The sequence below is a fragment of the Phaeobacter sp. G2 genome, from assembly GCA_025163595.1.
GTDB lineage: Bacteria > Pseudomonadota > Alphaproteobacteria > Rhodobacterales > Rhodobacteraceae > Pseudophaeobacter.
In genome coordinates, this window is record CP104100.1 from 2,014,058 (window position 1) to 2,033,620 (window position 19,563).

A 19,563-nucleotide genomic window follows, 5' to 3' on the forward strand; every position below is an offset into this window, starting at 1 on the left:
TGCCCTATGTTCTCACTTTGTTCAAGGGAAAGGTAGGCGCTCGAGCTGTGGGGCAAAGCCCCTTATTCCGCGTGGCGCAGGGATCGTTCTGTCAGTAGGCTGAGGATGAGGGAGACGACAATACAGGCAGTAAACATATAAAGCCCCCATGCCACCTCGATTGTGGCGTAGCCTATGCCCTTGGCTAGCGTGATATAGAGCGCGATGAGGAAGATATCCGCCATGGCGAATTTTCCCAAGGTGTGCAGCACTGGTTGTGTACGTGCGTCCAACAGTCCCCACTGCACCAGGGCCAGGCCGATGGTTTTGAGATAGGGCGCAAAGATGGCAAAACAGGTCACTGTGAGCGCCAGGAAAACATCGCTGCCCCAGAGGCTTTGTAGCCCGGTGATCACAGAAATTTCGCTCAGACCAAAGATTGGCAGCAGGCCTGCCCGCATCAGAGGTGCAAACCAGGCAACGGGGTAGAGGACGAGAAGCGAAAGCGTCAGAATGCGAAGAGTCATAAATATGGCACCCCATATTTTAGAAGACCGAGCACCAATAATCGACCGTAGGTGAGAATAGATACAAGCCAAATCGCCAATGCAATGCAGGAACGTTTTCGTGCAAAATCCAGGGCCTGAAGATGCCAAAGTCCAGAGGCGCATCGAATATAGGCGGCTACCAGAAGTAAGCCAACCATAGAAATTGCGGCCCAGTGAATTTCTATGGAGACGGCCAAGGCTAAGATGAAAAACAGTGCCAAGCAAGCTAGCAGCCAAAAACTCTCGGCAAAGAATAGGTCTAGGGTTCTCTGTTCATATCTTAGATCTATAGTTGCTAAGCTATGTAGGACCAGAAAAAACAGAGGGGTCCACCAAGCAAGTGTGGAGATCCACTCTACCATCTATCGCACGGCCTCGATCGGCCCCTCGGCGCGGCCGTGGATGAATTGGTCGAGGTAAGGATCACCGGACTGGTCCATATCCGCTACCGGCCCAGTCCATTGGATTACACCGTCGTGCAGCATGGCGACATTATCGGCAATGGCGCGGACTGAGGACATATCATGGGTGATGGTCATCGCGGTGGCACCCATCTCGACCACAATTTCGCGGATCAGGTCGTTGATCACCCCGGACATGATGGGGTCCAGGCCGGTGGTGGGCTCGTCAAAGAAAATGATTTCGGGCTCGGCAGCAATGGCGCGGGCAAGGCCGACACGTTTTTGCATGCCACCAGACAGCTCGGCGGGCAGGCGGTCGGCCACATCGGGTTTCAACCCGACGCGGCGCAGTTTTTCAATGGCGATCTCGCGGGCCTCGGATGCGGGGCGTTTCAGCGCCCCCCGTTGCAGGCGAAAGGCGACGTTCTGCCAGACCGGCAGGGAGTCAAACAGAGCACCGCCCTGAAACAACATGCCAAAGCGCGCCAGAAAGGCATCGCGATCGCCAGAGCCCGCGGGCTTGCCATCGACAAAGATTTCGCCGCTGTCGGGGGTGATCAGCCCCAGCACGCTTTTGAGTGCTACGGATTTGCCGGTGCCGGATCCGCCGATGATCACCATCGAGCTGGCCCTTGGGATCTCTAGATTCATGCCGCGCAGCACGCGATTGTCGCCAAAGGCCTTGTGAACGCTGTCTAGCTTGATCATCGGTTGGAGAGGGGTATCTGTGGTCATAGCGAGAAGAACACCCCTGTCAGGACAAAATTGGTCGCCAGGATCAGCACGGCTGCCGCTTCGACCGACGATTTGGTCGCACTGCCAACACCCTGCGCCCCGCGACCGGACTGCATGCCGTAGTAGCAGCCCATGGTGGCGGCGATAACGCCAAAAAAGGCGCCCTTAACCAGTGAGGAAATCAGGTCAAGCGGCTCTAGGAAATCGACGGTATTTTTCAGGTAGGCGGCTGAGTTGAAGCCGAGGTTGTGCACCGAAACGGTGTAGCCGCCGGCGATGCCGATGATATCGCCGATGCCCACCAGAACCGGCACGGTCAGCAGCGCTGCCAGCACCCGGGGGGCGACAAGATACTGCATAGGATTGGTCGACAGGGTCACCAGCGCGTCAATCTGTTCGGTCACCTTCATGGTGGCGATCTCTGCCGCAATCGACGAGGTCACCCGAGCGGCAATCATCAGCCCAACCAGTACCGGACCAAGTTCACGCACCATGCCAATGGCGACAATCTGCGGCACCACGGCCTCGGCATTGAACCGCGCACCCCCTGCGTAGATTTGCAGGGCCAGGGCACCGCCGGTAAAAACGGCTGTCAAGGCAACCACGGGCAGCGACAGCCAGCCGATCTGCAGCAGCGACAGGGCCAGCTCACGCGGGTAGTAGGGCGGGCGCAACATATGGGTGAAGGCACTGACCGTGAACAAGGCCACCCGACCAATCATAGCCAGCGCCGCCATAGAGGCGCGGCCCAGTCGGGCCAATGGGGTCACCAATGGAGACAAAGAAATCATCCCTGATAGGTCCGTGCATAGCGATGCCCCATCGAGGTGAGGATCTCATAACCGATGGTGCCCGCAGCTGTAGCGAGGTGGTCAACGGTTTGAACTTCATTCAGCAGCGTCAGGCTGGCAGGCACCTCGGACAGCGCCGTGATATCAACGGTGATCAGATCCATCGAGATCCGGCCCACCACAGGGCAGCGGGTCTTGCCGGCAAACAGATCAATGCCGTGGTTCATCATGGTGCGGTGCAGCCCATCGGCATAGCCGGCTGCAACGGTGGCGATGCGGCTGGGCGCCTGCGCCACCCAGGTATTGCCGTAGCCGACACTCTCGCCGGGCTCAACATCGCGGGTCTGGATGATCGGCAGATCCAGTTGCACAACAGGGAGCGCATCGCCATAAGGCGCGCCGCCATACAGACCCACGCCCGGACGGCAGAGGTCAAAATGATAATCCCGCCCCAAAAGGATGCCACCAGTGGCGGCCAATGAGCGCGGCACCTCCAGCCCATCGGTCATCTCACGGAAGACCTGCAACTGCTGGGCATTCATAGGATGGCTCGGCTCATCACTGCAGGCAAGATGCGACATCAGCAACACTGGCTTTTGTCCCAGGGCGATATCGCGCACCGCTGCCCATTCGGCGGGCTCCATGCCAAGGCGGTTCATGCCAGAATCTAGCTGCACCCCAAAGGTATGGCCGGGCAGGGTTTCAAAATGGCACAGCATCTGGTCGAGCGAGTTCAGCATCGGCGCCAGCTGGAATTCTTTCAGCAGCCGGGTGTCGCCCTCCATATGGCCGGAGAACACCGAAATGCCGGGGCCAGGGCCAAGGGCGCGGCGCAGGGCGACGCCTTCTTCGGCGGCGGCGACAAAGAAATTGCGTGCGCCGCCTTTGGCCAATGCCTTGGCCACGCGGGCTGCATCCAGCCCATAGCCGTTTGCCTTGACCACAGCTGCGGTTTCGCAGTTGGTCATGGCGTTCAGATTCTGCCAGTTGGTCACCAGCGCATCGAGATTGATTGTCAGTTTAGCCGTGCTCATGCCCCGTTCTTGACATGCGCGGGGCAGGGGTCAAGAGGAATTCGTGGGGAGGATGGCCAGTTGTGGCGCCATTGGGCGGCTTGTGGCTGGTTTGGAAAGGTGACGACCTCCCCATTGCAGGCTGGCAAAGCCGTTCACTATGCGCTTGGCGGGGGATTCCTGCCTTTGAGGCCTGTACCAAAGCCACCGCGTCCGAACCGAGCGTGGGACGCGAAGCGCCCGCCCCGTGGGGGCGGTTCGGGTGGGCCGTTACTGCGCTTTGGCTTGGCCGGGATCTTACGCAAACACCAGTAGACAAACGGTGATCGTGAATTAGTATATCAACTGTAGAGTGTTATTTTGCGGAGCATTAAATTGAAAAAGTCTGTGTTATTCTGTGCAGCATTTATCTTTGCCGGAGGGGCCGCCCTGGCGGATATGTCGGTTCAACTGGGTGGTGGCTGGGATGGTAAGCGTGTCCCCAAGGGGCAACAATGTACGCTCTTTGGTGGGAAAGGAGCGACGCCACCTATGCAGGTTTCTAATCTGCCAGGCGGCACATCCTGGGTCTATGTCGAATACAACGACAGAGATTACAGGCCGCTTTCAAAGAATGGTGGGCATGGTGTTATCGGGTATCCAGTCAGCGGCACCTCGGCGACGCTTGCCTCGGTGCCGGGGCTGGTTGGTAAACTGCCGGGCAAGGCGCGGGTGATTTCGGCTGGGCGCGGGACTGGCGCCTACGCATCCAAAGGATATATGCCGCCCTGTTCAGGCGGTAAGAATAACCGTTACTTTGCCATTGTAAAAGCGATCTCATCCTCGGGTAAGGTGCTGGATAAACAACGCGTCGAAATTGGCCGCTACTAATTTCTGTGGGTGTTTTCGCCCTGATCTGGCGATCTGAAACGCATCATGCCCCGTTTTTACCGGGGCATGATGCGGCGGGCTGGCGCTGCGGTGTCGCGTTCACCAGACCTAATATTCGTCTTCGCGCGGGCCGTTCTGCCATTCCTTGGCGAGGTTGCCAAAGCGGGTGAATTCGGCGGTGAAGGACAGTTCAACCGTGCCGATGGGACCGTGACGCTGCTTGCCGACGATGACTTCGGCCTTGGCGTGCAGGCGTTCCATCGCGGTTTTCCACTCTTCCATCTTGTCCAGCTCGTGATCGCCAGGCTTTTCGCGTTCCTTGTAGTATTCCTCGCGGAACACAAACATCACAACGTCGGCATCCTGTTCGATCGAGCCTGATTCCCGCAAATCCGACAGCTGTGGGCGTTTGTCGTCGCGGTTTTCCACCTGACGCGACAGCTGCGACAGGGCGATCACCGGGATCTGCAGTTCCTTGGCGATGGCCTTCATCCCCATGGAGATCTCGGCGATCTCGTTCACCCGGTTTTCCGCCATACCGCGACACAGCTGCAGGTAGTCGATCACCAGAACATCCAGCCCATGGGTCCGCTTCAACCGACGCGCGCGGGCGGCGAGCTGCGAAATCGGCAGGGCGGGGGTGTCGTCGATGAACAGCGGGCAGCTTTCCAGATCCTTGGCGGCCTGGACAAAGCGGCGGAATTCGCCCTCGGTCATGTCGCCCTGACGGATTTTATGCGAGGAAATCTCGGAGGCTTCGGCCAGAACCCGGCCTGCCAGCTGTTCGGCGGACATCTCGAGCGAGAAAAAGCCCACCACGCCGCCATCAATGGCGCCCTCAGTACCGTCTGGTTTGACGCCTTTCTTGTAGGCCTTGGCCACGTTGAAGGCGATGTTGGTGGCCAGCGAGGTTTTCCCCATCGAGGGACGTCCCGCCAGGATCAGCAAATCCGAAGGATGCAGACCGCCAAGCTGTTTGTCCAGATCAGCCAGCCCGGTGGAAACCCCGGCCATGCCGCCGCCGCGCTGATAGGCCTCGTTGGTGACATTGACCGCTTCGGTCACCGCCTTGAGGAAGGACTTAAACCCGCTTTCGGTCTGACCCTGTTCTGCCAGCTGATAGAGCGATTGTTCCGCTTCGACGATCTGTTCCTTGGGTTCCGAGGCCACATCAACCCGGCGGGCCTTGTCGGAGATGCTTTGGCCCAGGGCGATCAGCTCGCGCCGGATCGCCAGATCATAGATCATCTGCGCATAGTCGCGCACCGCAAAGGCGGAAATGGACGCACCGGCCAGCTTTGCCAGATAGGCGGGACCGCCGAGTTCCTTGAGCCCCTCGTCATCCTCCATAAAGGCCTTGAGCGTCACGGGCGAGGCCAGGGCGTTCTTGGAGATCCGCGCGGCGGCAATTTCATAGATTCGGGTGTGGACCGGATCGTAAAAATGGGTGGCGTTGATGATCGAGGCGATGCGGTCATAGACATCGTTGTTGGTCAGGATCGCGCCCAGAAGCTGTTGTTCGGCCTCTACCGAGTGGGGCAGTTCAATCGCGGCTTCAACCGACGCCGAGGCAACAGGCATGCCCGTCTGTCCAGCTGAGGCCTGCCCAACCGGCGCCTGTCCAACCGGTGCCAGGGCCTGGCCAACAGCTATGGGATCAGCGGCCATGTCATGTGCCATCTCATCCGGCATCTCGCTGGAGATATGGTCAGGCATTTCATCCGGCAGGGGCGCGCTGGGGGGAATATCGTTCATTGCTGCTCTCTTTGGTTTGAGCGTCAGTTGTAAAGCGCTTTGTCGGGTTTGGGTATCGGGAAATTCTGTGGATAAGGTGTGCTTCCCTGTGGGGAAAGTGCAGCCCTTTCTGTGCAAGCTTTGGTGCCGCCACAGAAAAGGCCGCTCCGTGAGCGGAGCGACCCTGCAAGGCATCGGCGATTTTCCGCGCCTCAGCTTGTCTTGTTGGCCTCTTGCCAGGCGCGGGGATCCTTGAGGAAGCTTTCGACCTCGGCCAAGGTTTCGGCGTCAAAACACTGTTGCGCCTTTGCTTCTGCCAGTACATCCCACCAGGTGCACAGGTAATGCAGCTCAACCCCGTGGTCGCCCAGGCGTTTGGTGGTTTCGGGGAAGATGTCGTAGTAAAAAATCACCGCAGTGTGGCCGCAGCTGGCGCCGGTTTCGCGGATGGCGTCGACAAAGGACAGTTTTGAGCCGCCATCGGTGGTCATGTCTTCGACCAGGAGCACCCGCTGACCTTCGCTCATCACGCCCTCAATGCGGGCATTGCGGCCATAGCCTTTGGGCTTTTTACGCACATAGGTCATCGGCAGCGCCATGCGTTCGGCCACCAGCGCACCAAAGGGAATGCCCGCGGTTTCACCGCCGGCGATATTGTCAAAGGCTTCAAAGCCGGCATTGCGCATCACGGTCACGGTGAGGAAATCCATCAAAGTGGTGCGGATGCGCGGGAAGGAGATCAGCTTGCGGCAATCGACATAGCTGGGGGAGGGCAGGCCAGAGGCCAGGATATAGGGATCACGCGCGTTAAAGTTCACGGCGCCGATTTCCAGCAGCATCCGGGCCGAGAGGCGGGCGATTTCTTCGCGGGTTGGGTAGGCAGTTGGGATCATGGCGTATCCTTTGGGAACTTGGGAACCCGTGGCGCGGGCAGGAGCCTCCGGCGGAGGTATTTAGGGTAAGATGAAATGGGGCGCCTGATCGCTTTGCGGGCGTTCAGACGGAACATGGGTCAAGCAACGGACCAATAGACCGGGAAGCCGGGGTCAAAAACTGTGACGGGGCCGTCATCGCTGTTGATCTTGGCCGGGAATTGGGTTGCAGCCTCAGACTTTACGAGCGTTATCTGACCTGTGTTTTCCGGCAGCTGGTAGAAGGCGGGGCCGTTTTTGCTGGCAAAGGCTTCCAGGCTGCCCAATGCACCCTCTTCTTCAAATACATGGGCGAGCAGCGCCATGGTGTTGGTGGCGGTGAAACAGCCGGCACAGCCGCAGCCGCTTTCTTTGTTTGGGTCGGTGTGGGGCGCAGAATCGGTGCCAAGGAAAAACCGGGCGTCGCCAGAGGTGGCGGCGGCGCGCAGCGCCAGGCGGTGTTCTTCGCGTTTGGCCACCGGCAGGCAGTAGTAATGGGGCTTGATGCCGCCAACCAGAATATGGTTGCGGTTGATGATCAGGTGATGGGTTGTGATGGTCGCACCCAGATCCTGAGGCGCGGATTTGACATAGTCCACGCCGTTGGCGGTGGTGATATGCTCCATCACCACTTTGAGCCCGGGGGTGGCTTCGCGGATTGGGTCCAGCACCCGGTCGATAAAGACGGCCTCGCGGTCAAAGATGTCGATATCCGCATCGGTGACTTCGCCATGCACACAGAGCGGCAGGCCGATTTCGGCCATTTTTTCCAGCACCGGGCGGACCTTGTCAAAATTGCTGACGCCGCTGCTGGAATTGGTGGTGGCCCCCGCCGGGTAGAGTTTGACGGCGGTGATCAGACCCGAGGCATGGGCTGCTGCGACATCTGCCGGATCGGTGTCTTCGGTCAGGTAGAGCGTCATCAGCGGGGCAAAATCCATCCCTGCAGGCAGGGCGGCCAGAATGCGGTCGCGGTAGGCTGCTGCCTGTGAGCCGGTCACCACTGGGGGAACCAGATTTGGCATGATGATGGCGCGGCCAAAGTCGCGGGCCGTTTCGGGCAGGACGGCCTTGAGCATTGCGCCATCGCGCAGGTGCAGATGCCAGTCATCGGGGCGGGTCAGGGTGAGGGTCTCTGTCATGGCGCCGCGTTAGCACAGCTGCAGCAAAAGGGAAAGAAGCCGGGGTCTGCGCCACAGTCTCCAGAGGGCTCTTTTCTGCAGGTCGGCAGCCTGGTTCAATACGGCATCGCGCAGGCGCCGCTGAGCGGCGCACCTGGGCTACAGGGTTGAGGGCAGTTCGAATTCGCCTTCGGCGGCGCGTTGTTCCAGGTCTAGCAACCGGCGGCGAAAGCGCGGGGCGCGGGCGCGGGACAACACGTTGCGACACAAAAGAACCTGCAGGAACGGCCGGTCTTGCTGCTCCAGGCGTGCCATCAGGGCGCGCAGGTAGGAAGAATCGTCGCGTCTGGCCCGGAACAGCTGGGCGAACGCGTTCTCATTGAAGTCACCCTCGGCGGCTTGTTTCAGGATGGTATTGAGAATTCTCATTTCGATCATGCGGGTCTGGACGGCGGCGCCGAGGTTGGGCACCCGCAGGCGCGATACGTTTTTACGGCTGAACAGCGCCGCATGCATAGCGTCGAGCTGCTCGTAAGGGTCGTAAAAGATAAAGGCCTGTTTGGCGGCGTCGAGCATGTCGGGGGCATAGCCAAACCGGTCAGTAAAGGAGACCCGGCGCATTTCCACAAAGCGCTCATCCCATTCTGTCATTCGCGCATCTAACGTGGCCTGGGGCTGGATGGCCACCACGGTGGCACCAGGTGCGGACACGGAAAAGGCGGAGGCTGCATAGCCACAGGGGCCTGCGCCATAAAAGATCACAGTGTCAAATTCATCAAAGAAACCATCGTCGATCAGCTGATCAAAAAAGCCATAGACGCGTTCGTTGCGAAACCAAGTGTCGCCATTGGAGAGCAGGCCCAGATGCGACCAGCCTTCGCTTTTGACCATGTCAAAACCAAGCGGCTGCGCCAGTTTGGAAAGGTTGTGAATGCCCTGCATCGTTTCAAAGGTGACCAGCAGCGTATTGCCCTGGTCCAGGAAGGTGGCGCAGTGTTTGGGACCCAGTGGCTGGAACATGCCAAGCTCTTCGGTGATGGCGGCAAGGCGCTGCTCCCATTGGGCATGTTTTAGACCGGACAGGTCTTCGTCCAAAATCTCAAGAGTCTCTTGCATCGCCAAACATCCCTTACACAGACCGGTACAGCGGTCGATAGGGCTAAGATTTAGTCAAGAAATGCGGCCAAAGTTAGAAAAACTCTGGTCGCTTTGCTGGCCCTTCTGCTGGGGATTGCTTCAAACGGTAGCCAGAGGGTGTTGCCTGCGACGGCAAACCGCTTCAGAAGGTCCGCTGCAAAAGACCCGCTGCGATTATGTGTCGGTGTCTGGTTTTTGCGGCGTCTTGGTGGCTACCTTTTGAGCGGCCCGGCCCAGGTTGGCAAAGGTGGTCAGCGTCTGGGCGGTGACTGCATTGATGGGGCGTGATTGCGGCGTCATCAGCAGGCGGGAAAACAGCGCCCGATAGGGTTCAAGCTGCATCAGGTCGCGGAATCTCTGATGTCGCCAAGCTACTGACTTGGCGCGTATCTTCGATAGTTTGGTATCTTCCAACAGCTTGGAAACCATGTCGCGGCGTGCTGGGGCGTAGCGATCAACTGTGTCATCATTGTCCGTGTTGAAATTGCGCTCGACCCAGTAATCTGTACCCAGCATATGGTCTGAATGCACTGCCCGGCCGCGATCCGCTTTTAGAATGTAGCTTTCCATCGCACCCAGCGGATAATGGTTGAGCTGCGCCAGGTCATAATTCTTGCGGCCATAGTTGGAAAACAGCCGCCGGGTTTTAAAGGCCTCTCCCAGCTCCCGACCGGTGCAGTCAAACCAGCGAAACTCTCCGAGCTTTTCCGGGTTTTTGACATCGCGGGGGCGGTGGACGCCGGTTTTGCGATAGGTGCCGTTGTTGCGATAGAGCGTTTTGAACATCGAGGCACGCCAGGGCCAGTGAATGACCTCTGGGGCGCAGCGGCGAAACAGTTCGGTCACTGGGGCGTCCTCAAAACGCAGGATGTCGGAATTGCCAAACAACCGCCAGGTCAGGGTGATCGCGTCGGCCTCTGGCAGGGCGTTGAGCAGATCCGTCAGGGTGCCGTCGCCGGTCTTGATGTTGACAAACTCATCCACGTCCAGGGCGAGGATCCAGTCGGCCTGTTTGACCAACGGGTGTTTGTCGGCCTGCTTCATCGCGGTGAACTGGATGCCGCCCTTGCCATAGGGGCCGTCGTTACGAATATGGGTAAGCTCGCCCAGATCCGAGAGCCGATCCAACATGGCATCGGTGCCATCCTGACAATCGTTTGAAAAGACTAGGAAGTCGGTAAACCCTACGGCCCGGTGATGGGCCAGCCATTCCAACAAAAAGGCCCCTTCATTACGGACCGTGAGGATTGCCAAAAAGCGCATGGGCTACCAGTCAGAGCGAAACACAGCGACTTTACCATGGGACCAGCGGGGGAAAAACACCAGACCTGCGGCATCCATGCAGCGAAAGACCTTTTGCATACCCGCCTTGCCGATCCACTGCGGGTGGGTCTCGATCACCACGGCGCGCAGCCCGGTGAGGTCCATTTTGGGCAACAGATCTGCCTCAGCACCTTCGATGTCGCAGATCAGCACAGAGGGCTGCAGCTCTTTGATCACCGCGTTGACGTTCCGGGTCGGCACCTCGACCTTGGTGCAATCCTCGGCGTCCTCCATCGGGTCCAGCGAAGAGGCGAGGAAGTTTTTGCGGATGTAGAAGGGGGCGGTGCCGTCTTGGTCGCCCAGAACCGCATTGGTGACATGGGCGTTGGTCACGTTGTTTTCGGCGTGGACCTGGGCAATATAGGGCATCAATTGCGGGTTGGCCTCAAAGGAGTGCACCGATTTGGCTGGGGTCTTGGTGGCCACCAGCGTGGACATAAAGCCAATGCCGGCGCCCAGCTCCATTACCACATCATCGGCTTTCACCAGCTTTCTGACGGCGGTGGCCTCTTTGGCCTCATAGGCGCCTTCGCGCAGAAGGGTGCGGATGCGGGGCGGCAGAATGGCCCGGTCCAGCGGAAAGCGCATGCCCCGGCATTTCAGCATCTTTTGAACGTCGGCAGTCTCGGTCATTGCTCAGCTCTCCACATCAAGCGCCAGCGCATAGGCGACGCGTTCGGTTGCGGTCAGTTTAAGGGTTAAGGCCTGTTGGTAAAGCTCTTCGAACTCATCCATGCCATGCAGCTCATCCGCCTTGGCCCGGTGCCAGTCCAGCCCCTTTTGGTGCCAGCTGCGCAGGGCATCATCCTGCATCAGGCGGTCGTATTCGGCCTGTAGCCGTGGCAGGTTGCGCTGGATTGTGACATCGCGGTGGTCGTTCCAGTCCATGCGGATCCAGTAGTTGATCCCAATCGAGCGATCTACATGCAGGGCGCGACCGCGCTGGCGTTTCACCAAAAAGCTCTCGGCTGAGCGCAGCGCGTAATGGTTCAGCTGGATCAGGTCATAACCGATGGATTTGCGCGAATTGCGCCAGCCATTGTCGGCGACCTCGCTGGTCATATCCTTGCCCGAGCCATTGACCCATTTCACCTTGTCGCGAAAGGTCTCTTCCAGCTTGTTTGGGCGGTGGCAGCTGATCTTTTGATAGGCGCCAATGTTTTTGAACATGGTCTTAAAGCCCCAGACCGTATGGGGCTTGGGGCAGTGTTTGGGGGCGCAGGCGTCAAACTGGGCGGTGACAAACTCATCCTTCAGCGTGACCACCTCGTTGGAGCCAAACAGCCGCCACGTCATGGCGATGTTGCTGGCATCGGGCACCCGGTCAAACAGATCCTGTAGCGTGCCGTTGCCACAGCGCACGTTCATGAACTCATCCACGTCGATATGGATGATCCAATCGGCATTGATGATCACCGGCTCTTTCAGTGATTGGTTCAGCGCATGTTGCTGTGGCGAGTTGCCCTTCCAGTTGTCATTGTTGCGATGTTGCAGGATGCCCATTTCTTGCAGCCGGTCCAGGATCTCGCTGGTGCCGTCCTCGCAGCCATTGGTATAGATCAGAAAGTTATCCACCCCCATGGCCCGGTGATAGGCGATCCATTCCAAAATATAGGGCGCTTCGTTTTTCATGCAGCCAACGATGACATTGCCAGTGCTGCCGCTTGGCAATTCACGCGGGGGGATCTCGCTGTAGGGGGGCTGCGGCAGGTCTTCGCCCTTTTGGCCCAGATTGTTATGGGGCTTGAACGGCGAGCCCTGAAGCGTCTCGAAGTTCTCCAGCGCCCGTGGGGTCATCACGGTCATCGCGGTGGCCGTGGGGGTTTCGCCAACAGGCGTGCTGGCCTTGGTGATGTCTTGCAGATCGCTGCCCTTGGTCTGCATTTCGTCCTTTGTGGCCTTGTTGATCCGGCGCATGAAGGTCAGCAGATATTGCGAGGCGCGAAAGCCGCGCTCAGGCGCGGCTTCCTGCCAGGGGGGCAGGGTGTCCTGTGCCGTATCAGTGGTGCCAAATCCGGCAGCTTGCAGCGCCGGGTGACGCGCGGCCAGGTCCTGATTTGCCGCTGCAAAGAACTGCGCCACCGGCGCCAGCGTGGCGGGATCAATTGGCGCACCCTCAATGGCGATCTCATTAATAAAACTTCGCCACAATTGGCGCGGCAGGATCTTGCTGCGCTGGGCCAGAAGCCGCAACAGCAAGGCATTCAGCTGGCGGCTGCGTGCCAGCCAGGCGGCTGAGGGCTGTTGCGCCACCTTGCCAGCTGGGCTGCGGCCAATCTGCGAGGGCAGGCCAAAGGCGGCGCAGATTTCATTGGGGGCTTCGGCACCATAGACGGCAGCTTCGTCATAGGGGCGAAAGGTGAAATTACCGACGCCAAACATGGCCTCCCAATGGGCCTGCAGGGCGGCGTAGTCGAGCCAGAACGGCGCGCCTTGGGTTTCTTCAAACTGGCCCGCCTGCGGGTCAATCTTGGGGCAGGTCGCCAAAGCGGCCTGCCACCAGTTTTTGCTTTGGGTCAGCGCCAGTTCCTGGCTCAGCGGGCGGTCGCGCCCCTCCAGGATCTGGGCGCCATAGTGCCGGGCAAGGGCGCGGGCCGGGGTGTCGATATGGGCCACCACCTGGATGTCGTCAGACAGCGGGTCAAGCAGCGCTTTTAGCCGCATGAGTTCGCTGGGCCGATGCAGTTTGCTGCCCAGCTGCGCCGCCGACAGGATCAGGATATCCGGCTGCGCCTGCGCCACCTCGCGGCTCAGATCCTGTTCCAGTGTCTGATACAGGCGGCTTTGCTTTTCTGCGGTGATAAAGCCGCGGTTGTAGCGCAGAGGATCGACGTGGTCGGGGTCGCTCACCGCCATATACAGGCGGGTGTGGTTTTTGTTGCCCGGGGCACGCGGGAACAAGACCCCCTTGCCGCGCAGTTGGTCGCGCTTGTCTGCCATGATCTGTTGCAACCGGTCTGCACCAGTCTGTTCTAGGCCAATATGAAGATAAATCCGCATCAGGTGTTCTGAGCCTTCCGATTGACATTGGCCTTGCCCCACCAGGGCAGTTCCCGCCCCAGATGGGCGCTGATTTTCTGTTGTGCGTCAGGGGCCGCAACATTGATCTCCAGATAGCGGGGATCGTCGCGGAACCAGTGTTGCAGCGCCTCATAGTGGCCATCAATCCACAGCATCTGCTGGTCTGCCGTCTTGCCATAGCCGATAGGCAATCCGGGAACCGTGCTGGAGGGCAGCCGGGTGGTGCCCAGATTGTTCCAGGCCATGATTGATTTTGAATGGCTTTCGGCATCGCGCCGGGTGGCGATAAACCGGGCCTCTGGGTAGAGATCCTGCAGGGTTTTGATCAGGGCAAAATCAAACTGCGGCCAGACCGAAAACTTGCCGTGAATAAAACTGATCTCAGAGACCGCATCATAGTCTTTCATATAGGCCATGGGGTCGCCGGTTTCATAAAGCCCTTTGTACAGCTGCGAGCCGACAAAGACGCGGCGCTTGCCGGGGCGATCCTCTTCGCGCTCCTTCAGGCGATGGTCGGCGACGGTATAGCCCGCCTGGCTGAGCGCCTTGTTCAGGGTTGTGGTGCCGGATTTTGGCAGGCCGAGGTTGATGACTTTCAGCTCCATAGCGGGCGGCTCACTCTGTTGCACTGGGGGCAAGCCCCAGATCCTCAAGGCCGAGATCTATTAGCAGCGCCTCTTCCTGCGGTGGCAGGGTCGATGTCGCCAATAGCTGAGCGCGCATGTCCTGGTAGCTGGGCTGCGCCAGCAGCGCGTCGCGCTTTTCCAGATGGCGGGCGACGCAGGTGGCGTGCAGCGCGGCTATTTCCGGGTCGGATTTCAGCGCCTCCAGCGCCGCTGTTAGCGCGGGCAGGTAGCGTTGGATCGACAGGTCCTCAAAGGCGGGGTCGTTGCGTTCCCGCCAGTAACTGTCATCAAAGGCACGGTGCTCGCGGTTGACATCGCCCCGGTCGTTTTTGACCAGATAGCTGTCCAGCGAGCGCAGGGCGTAGTGGTTGAGGGTGGCGAAGGCGCGGCTGCCCTTGGCCGGAAATTTACGGATGCGGCGCGGGTTATCGGCCACCAGAAATTTATGCGGCACATCGCGTCCCGCGCCATCACTCCAGCGGGGATATCTGCGCGGCGGCAGGTTCTTTTTGAAAAACGGACGATGGGCGCCGTAGTATTTCAGCGGAAAATCTTGCCGCACCAGGGTTTTCACCTCGATTGCGGTCTCGGCGCACCAGATGTCCGGGTTGTGGGAGCGGGTGAACTGGCTGATGACCGGCGCGTCGACAAAGCCCTCAATCCCGTCATTGGCAAAAAACTGAAAGGTGATCGAGATCGCCATGGGATCTTTGCAGGCCTCGATCAGGGCCGGAATGCTATGGTCGCCAACATGGATGTTGAGAAACTCGTCCACATCCGCCACCCAGATCCAATCGGCCTCTTGCACCAGCGGCTGATGGGCGGCGTCTTTCAGCGCCTCCATCTGGTAGTTGCGCCCCTGCGCCGGGTTAGGCAAATGGGTCAGCATGTCACGCGCCGCCAATGCATCCAGCAGCTCGGCCGTGCCATCGGTGCAGTCGTTGGAATAAAATAGAAAATCCGTGACGCCAATCAGCTGGTTAAAGGCGATCCATTCCAGCAGGAAAGGGCCTTCGTTTTTGACGCAGGTCACTGCGGTGATGCGCATCTGGCATCCCCTCTCATATGCTCGCGCGGGTGGCAGGTGGTGCCAGTCGCGCCTGATTGTGGGTTTGGAACCCGTCTGCCTCAACGCGCCACTTTGATGGACGCTTAATCTCATTGGCCACAGTTTTGCATTGCCCGGCTTTGACGTCAATCTTTGCGCCGCGCCGCGTCGGCTACGAAGGTCAGAGTGTTGCCTCTGGGACGTAACGGCAGGTTTCAGTGACTTGACCCAAACCGCGCCACATGGCCTGTTGCACAAGAGCGGTGCCGGATAGGCGCAGGCGGCAAGGGGAAGGATACCAATGATACAGGCACAGTTGATACAGGCGCAGTCCATTGATCACGTCCAGCAGATGCTGACAGAACAGGGCTATGTCTGTGGTCGTCCGCTGGCGACAATTGTGTTCTTGTCGCTGAAGCTGGGCCGCCCGCTGTTTCTGGAGGGCGAGGCCGGGGTCGGGAAGACCGAAATCGCCAAGGCCCTGGCGGCGGCCTTTGGGCGGCGGTTGATCCGGCTACAGTGCTACGAAGGGCTTGATGCCTCCTCCGCCGTGTATGAATGGAACTTTGCCGCCCAGATGGTGGCCATCCGTACCGCCGAGGCCGCAGGGGGCGCAGACCGCGCCACCCTGCAGACAGAACTGTTTTCCGATGAATTCCTGGTGGAACGGCCATTGCTGGAGGCCATGCGCCCGGATGAAAACGGCCCGCCGGTATTGCTGATTGATGAGCTGGACCGCACCGATGAACCCTTTGAGGCCTTTCTGTTGGAAGCGCTGTCGGATTTTCAGGTCACCATTCCTGAACTTGGCACCATCAAGGCGCCAGAGCCGCCCATCGTGGTGCTCACCTCCAACCGGACCCGCGAAGTGCACGACGCGCTAAAGCGGCGCTGCCTGTATCACTGGGTCGACTATCCGGATTTTGCCCGCGAGGTGGAGATCCTCAAGGCGCGCGCCCCCGAAGCCTCGGATCAGCTAAGCCGCGAGGTGGTGGCCTTTGTGCAAACATTGCGTACAGAGGATCTGTTCAAGAAACCCGGCGTGGCTGAAACCATTGACTGGGCTAACTGCCTGCTGGCGCTGGATGTCATTGATCTGTCGCCGGAGGTGATCGCCGATACCCTGGGGGCGATCCTGAAATATCAGGACGATATCTCGCAACTGCAGGGCTCAGAAGCCAAGCGCATTCTGGATCAGGCCCGTGCCAGCCTGGATGAGGCCTGAATGGCAGAGTTGCCAGAGCTAAGCCTGCCGGAAGACCCCAAACTGGCGCAGAACATCACCCATTTTGCCCGCGCCCTGCGTAAGGCGGGGCTGCCAATCGGGCCGGGCCGGGTGGTTGATGCGGTGGAGGCGGTTGCGGCGGCGGGATTTACCTCGCGGCAGGATTTCTACTGGACGCTGCATGCCTGTTTTGTTTCCAAGCCCGAGCACCGTGTGGTGTTTACCCAGGTCTTTCGGCTCTACTGGCGCGACCCGCGGTTTCTGGAACGGATGATGGCGGCGCTTTTGCCGGCCATCAAGGGCGTGCAGGAGGAACAGGCGGCCAAGCCCGGTGAAAAACGCGCCGCCGAGGCCCTGCTGGATGGGGCAAACCAGGATATCGACGCTCCCGAAAGCGTTGAGGATGAGAGCACAGAGATCGAGATTGATGCCGCGTTGACCATCTCTTCGGATGAACGGTTGCGATCTTTGGATTTTGAACAGATGAGCACCGACGAGGTAGCCCGCGCCAAGAAGATCCTGGCGCAGATCTCGCTGCCGGTGCAGCCGATGTTGTCACGTCGTCTGATGGCGGCGAAACAGGGGGACCGGGCGGATTGGCGCCGCACCTTCCGCGAGGCGGCACGCCGGGGCGGTGATATCCAGTCCATTGCCCGCGCCAAGCGGCGTCATCGTTGGCCCAATCTGGTGGTGATCTGCGATATCTCTGGCTCGATGAGCCACTATAGCCGCATCGTGCTGCATTTCCTGCATGCGGTGGCCAATGCCAAAGGCGCCGGTTGGGCCCGGGTGCATGGCTTTACCTTTGGCACCCGGTTGACCAATATCACCCGCCACATGGCAACGCGCGACGTGGATGCCGCCCTGGCCGCTGCCGGGGCCGAGGCACAGGACTGGGAGGGCGGCACCCGGATTGGCGCTTGCCTGCATGAGTTCAACCGCGACTGGTCGCGCCGGGTCATGGGGCAGGGGGCGGTTGTGTTGCTGATTACCGATGGGCTTGACCGGGATGACCCAAAGGCGCTGGCCCATGAGATGCAGCGGTTGCACCTGTCGGCGCGCCGCCTGATCTGGCTCAACCCCTTGCTGCGCTGGGACGGATTTGCCGCCAAGGCTCAGGGCATTCGCGCCATGCTGCCCCATGTGGACAGCTTTCGCGCAGGCCACTCCATCGCCTCCCTCGAAGACCTGGCTGCGGTTATCTCGCGCCCGGAGGATAGCGGTGAAAAGGCGCGCCTGTTGTCCCAGATGGGGGTTCAGACCTAGCGGCGACAGCTGGCCAGCGGTTGGCGGTGCAGCATAAACACCTTATCATCTGGCAGCCGTTCCAGGATGCGCGGCTTGCCATCGCAGCCGTAGAAGTAGAGATCCGACCCGCCAGTAATGAGAATGGATCCGGCGTTTTTGACGACCACATCAAACCTGCCGCCATCACATTCCAGCGCACAGGAGAGTTTCGAGCCGCGCGGCGTGCATGCCACCGGCGTTTGCCAGGTGGAGGAGCCGCGCAGCCGGACGGCCAGCTGTAGCGCTAACTCAGTCCCCGGACGGCTGAAACTGTCTGCGGTGACATGCGATAGCTGAATGGCCTCGACCTTTTGCACCGGATGGCTGGCCAGATGGCTGGCGGAATAAAGCCGCTGGTAGCAGCTGTCGCTGCCTTTGGAAAAATGCTGTGAAATGGATTGGGCCGCTGCGGGCAGGGCTGCAAGCAGGATAACGCCAAACAGACCGGTTTTTGTAAACATAGTACCTACCTCAAAGCTGGGTGTGCTGATGGTAGGGGGTGTAGGCTAAATGCCAAGGAAATATAAAATTCCACAAATTGAATGTGATTTGATTTTGATCAAGTCGCGGCTGCACGCCTCTAGATATATCTGATTTTCAGAATGTAACAGGAGGGCGAACAATGCCAATGAATTGGAAAGCGGGAGGGCTCTTGCTGGGGCTGGTGTTCTTCCTGGCGGTGCTATTGGTCAAACCGATTGGGGTCTCGACCCAGTTTGTGATCCTGGATGGGATCCTGGGCGATGTGGTCAATACTGAACTGGTGACCAAAACGGAGGAGGGCTACACCTCAACCAATGCCTATCTGGCAAAGTCCGGCGGCAAATATGCCAAATCGGTGGCCAATCCGCTGAACTACAGCTTTGTCTTTGTACTGGCGATGGCGCTGGGCGGTTTTACCTCCATGCGGCTGCGTGGCGGGCTCGGCGCGGTCGAGCGCTCTGTGCCGGCGCTCTGGCGGGCCAACTTTGGTGAGGGCCCGGCGCTGCGCTACGCGGCGGTGTTTCTGGGCGGGTTTATTGTGCTTTATGGGGCGCGCCTGGCAGGGGGCTGTACCTCTGGCCATATGATGTCGGGCATGATGCAGACGGCGCTGTCGGGATATATTTTTGCGGCTGGTGCCTTTGCGGCTGCCGTCCCTGTATCCCTGATTTTGTTCAAAAAGGAGGCCTGAGCCATGACGTCTATTATCCTTGCACTGGTGATTGGGGCTGCCTTTGGGGCGGTGCTTGACCGGGTTGGAGCTTCCAATCCAAGCTACATTGGCAAGATGCTGAACCTGACCAATCTGAACTTGGCAAAAACGATCATGCTGGCGATCGGCACCGGATCCGTGCTGATGTTTGGCGGTCAGATGCTGGGCTTGGTGGATGTTGGTCATATGTCGGTCAAATCGGCCTATATCGGGGTCTTTATCGGTGGGCTGATGCTGGGGGCCGGCTGGGCGCTGGCAGGCTATTGTCCCGGCACCGGCGTGGTTGCAGCGGCCTCGGGGCGCAGGGACGCTTTGTTTTTTATCGCGGGTGGCCTGTTTGGCGCTGCCGCCTATATGCTGACCTACCCGAGCTGGAAAGCCAGCGGGCTGCTGGACAGCGTGGCTGGCGGTAAAGTCACCCTGGGCGCGGTTCCAGGGGCTAAATACGACGGCCTGACCGCGCTGCCTGGGGATCTGCTGGGCCTTTTGCTCGGGGCAGTCTTTATCATCCTCGCCTTTGCTCTGCCCGAGCGGATCATCGGCACGGGGCCCGTTACCCAGCCCGCAGAGTAAACGTGCAAGCCGCAAAGGCGCGGCA

Annotated in this window: 19 protein-coding genes; 5 read left to right on the plus strand and 14 right to left on the minus strand. The window is 59.5% G+C overall.

What is annotated here, in order from left to right:
• Positions 1 to 62: 62 nt before the first annotated feature.
• The 4 genes from N1037_09600 to alr all read right to left on the minus strand — a co-directional run bounded on the left by N1037_09600 (position 63) and on the right by alr (position 3,488).
• The gene (locus N1037_09600; protein ID UWS81242.1) at positions 63 to 506 is read right to left on the minus strand and encodes a paraquat-inducible protein A; all 444 of its coding nucleotides are present in this window, start codon (positions 504 to 506) and stop codon (positions 63 to 65) included.
• A 383-nt stretch (positions 507 to 889) separates the two neighbouring features.
• A complete protein-coding gene (locus tag N1037_09605; protein UWS81339.1) occupies positions 890 to 1,636 on the minus strand; it encodes an ATP-binding cassette domain-containing protein in 747 nt (248 codons plus the stop codon).
• A 23-nt stretch (positions 1,637 to 1,659) separates the two neighbouring features.
• Positions 1,660 to 2,445 (minus strand): ABC transporter permease, encoded by a 786-nt coding sequence (locus N1037_09610; GenBank protein ID UWS81340.1) that lies wholly within the window; start codon positions 2,443 to 2,445, stop codon positions 1,660 to 1,662.
• Positions 2,446 to 2,450: 5 nt separating this feature from the next.
• On the minus strand, positions 2,451 to 3,488 hold the full coding sequence (gene alr, locus N1037_09615; GenBank protein UWS81243.1) for an alanine racemase: 1,038 nt from the start codon (positions 3,486 to 3,488) through the stop codon (positions 2,451 to 2,453).
• Positions 3,489 to 3,842: 354 nt separating this feature from the next.
• On the opposite strand from alr, the gene N1037_09620 reads away from it, so the two are divergent.
• The gene (locus tag N1037_09620; GenBank protein ID UWS81244.1) at positions 3,843 to 4,337 is read left to right on the plus strand and encodes a hypothetical protein; all 495 of its coding nucleotides are present in this window, start codon (positions 3,843 to 3,845) and stop codon (positions 4,335 to 4,337) included.
• Positions 4,338 to 4,445: 108 nt separating this feature from the next.
• Here N1037_09620 and N1037_09625 read toward each other — a convergent pair whose 3' ends face one another.
• The 9 genes from N1037_09625 to N1037_09665 form a co-directional block, all read right to left on the minus strand.
• Positions 4,446 to 5,918, minus strand: coding sequence for a replicative DNA helicase (locus N1037_09625; GenBank protein UWS81341.1), 1,473 nt, complete (start codon positions 5,916 to 5,918; stop codon positions 4,446 to 4,448).
• A gap of 365 nt (positions 5,919 to 6,283) precedes the next feature.
• The gene (locus N1037_09630) at positions 6,284 to 6,964 is read right to left on the minus strand and encodes an orotate phosphoribosyltransferase (protein ID UWS81245.1); all 681 of its coding nucleotides are present in this window, start codon (positions 6,962 to 6,964) and stop codon (positions 6,284 to 6,286) included.
• A 119-nt stretch (positions 6,965 to 7,083) separates the two neighbouring features.
• Positions 7,084 to 8,124, minus strand: a complete 1,041-nt coding sequence (gene pyrC, locus N1037_09635) for a dihydroorotase (protein ID UWS81246.1) — start codon at positions 8,122 to 8,124, stop codon at positions 7,084 to 7,086.
• Positions 8,125 to 8,262: 138 nt separating this feature from the next.
• A complete protein-coding gene (locus N1037_09640; GenBank protein ID UWS81247.1) occupies positions 8,263 to 9,219 on the minus strand; it encodes a phosphoadenosine phosphosulfate reductase in 957 nt (318 codons plus the stop codon).
• 195 nt (positions 9,220 to 9,414) lie between these two features.
• The gene (locus tag N1037_09645) at positions 9,415 to 10,503 is read right to left on the minus strand and encodes a glycosyltransferase family 2 protein (protein ID UWS81248.1); all 1,089 of its coding nucleotides are present in this window, start codon (positions 10,501 to 10,503) and stop codon (positions 9,415 to 9,417) included.
• 3 nt (positions 10,504 to 10,506) lie between these two features.
• Positions 10,507 to 11,196: an FkbM family methyltransferase gene (locus N1037_09650; protein UWS81249.1), complete on the minus strand. Its 690-nt coding sequence runs from the start codon at positions 11,194 to 11,196 to the stop codon at positions 10,507 to 10,509.
• 3 nt (positions 11,197 to 11,199) lie between these two features.
• Positions 11,200 to 13,563 carry a glycosyltransferase family 2 protein gene (locus tag N1037_09655; GenBank protein ID UWS81250.1) on the minus strand — a complete coding sequence of 788 codons (2,364 nt, stop codon included), beginning with the start codon at positions 13,561 to 13,563 and terminating at the stop codon, positions 11,200 to 11,202.
• Positions 13,563 to 14,189, minus strand: coding sequence for a sulfotransferase family protein (locus N1037_09660; protein ID UWS81342.1), 627 nt, complete (start codon positions 14,187 to 14,189; stop codon positions 13,563 to 13,565). The genes N1037_09655 and N1037_09660 overlap by 1 nt, the downstream gene beginning before the upstream one ends.
• 10 nt (positions 14,190 to 14,199) lie before the next feature.
• A complete protein-coding gene (locus N1037_09665; protein ID UWS81251.1) occupies positions 14,200 to 15,258 on the minus strand; it encodes a glycosyltransferase family 2 protein in 1,059 nt (352 codons plus the stop codon).
• Between the two features lie 316 nt (positions 15,259 to 15,574).
• On the opposite strand from N1037_09665, the gene N1037_09670 reads away from it, so the two are divergent.
• Together N1037_09670 and N1037_09675 are read left to right on the plus strand one after the other, a co-directional pair.
• The gene (locus N1037_09670; GenBank protein ID UWS81343.1) at positions 15,575 to 16,483 is read left to right on the plus strand and encodes a MoxR family ATPase; all 909 of its coding nucleotides are present in this window, start codon (positions 15,575 to 15,577) and stop codon (positions 16,481 to 16,483) included.
• Entirely contained in the window at positions 16,484 to 17,749 is a 1,266-nt protein-coding gene (locus N1037_09675) for a VWA domain-containing protein (protein ID UWS81252.1), read from the plus strand.
• Here the strand turns inward: N1037_09675 and N1037_09680 are convergent.
• The gene (locus N1037_09680; protein UWS81253.1) at positions 17,746 to 18,231 is read right to left on the minus strand and encodes a hypothetical protein; all 486 of its coding nucleotides are present in this window, start codon (positions 18,229 to 18,231) and stop codon (positions 17,746 to 17,748) included. The two genes, N1037_09675 and N1037_09680, sit on opposite strands and share 4 nt — an antisense overlap.
• A gap of 161 nt (positions 18,232 to 18,392) precedes the next feature.
• Between N1037_09680 and N1037_09685 the strand changes: the two genes are divergently transcribed.
• Positions 18,393 to 18,944 carry a YeeE/YedE family protein gene (locus N1037_09685; GenBank protein ID UWS81254.1) on the plus strand — a complete coding sequence of 184 codons (552 nt, stop codon included), beginning with the start codon at positions 18,393 to 18,395 and terminating at the stop codon, positions 18,942 to 18,944.
• A 3-nt stretch (positions 18,945 to 18,947) separates the two neighbouring features.
• Positions 18,948 to 19,538: a YeeE/YedE family protein gene (locus N1037_09690; GenBank protein ID UWS81255.1), complete on the plus strand. Its 591-nt coding sequence runs from the start codon at positions 18,948 to 18,950 to the stop codon at positions 19,536 to 19,538.
• Positions 19,539 to 19,563 lie beyond the last annotated feature (25 nt).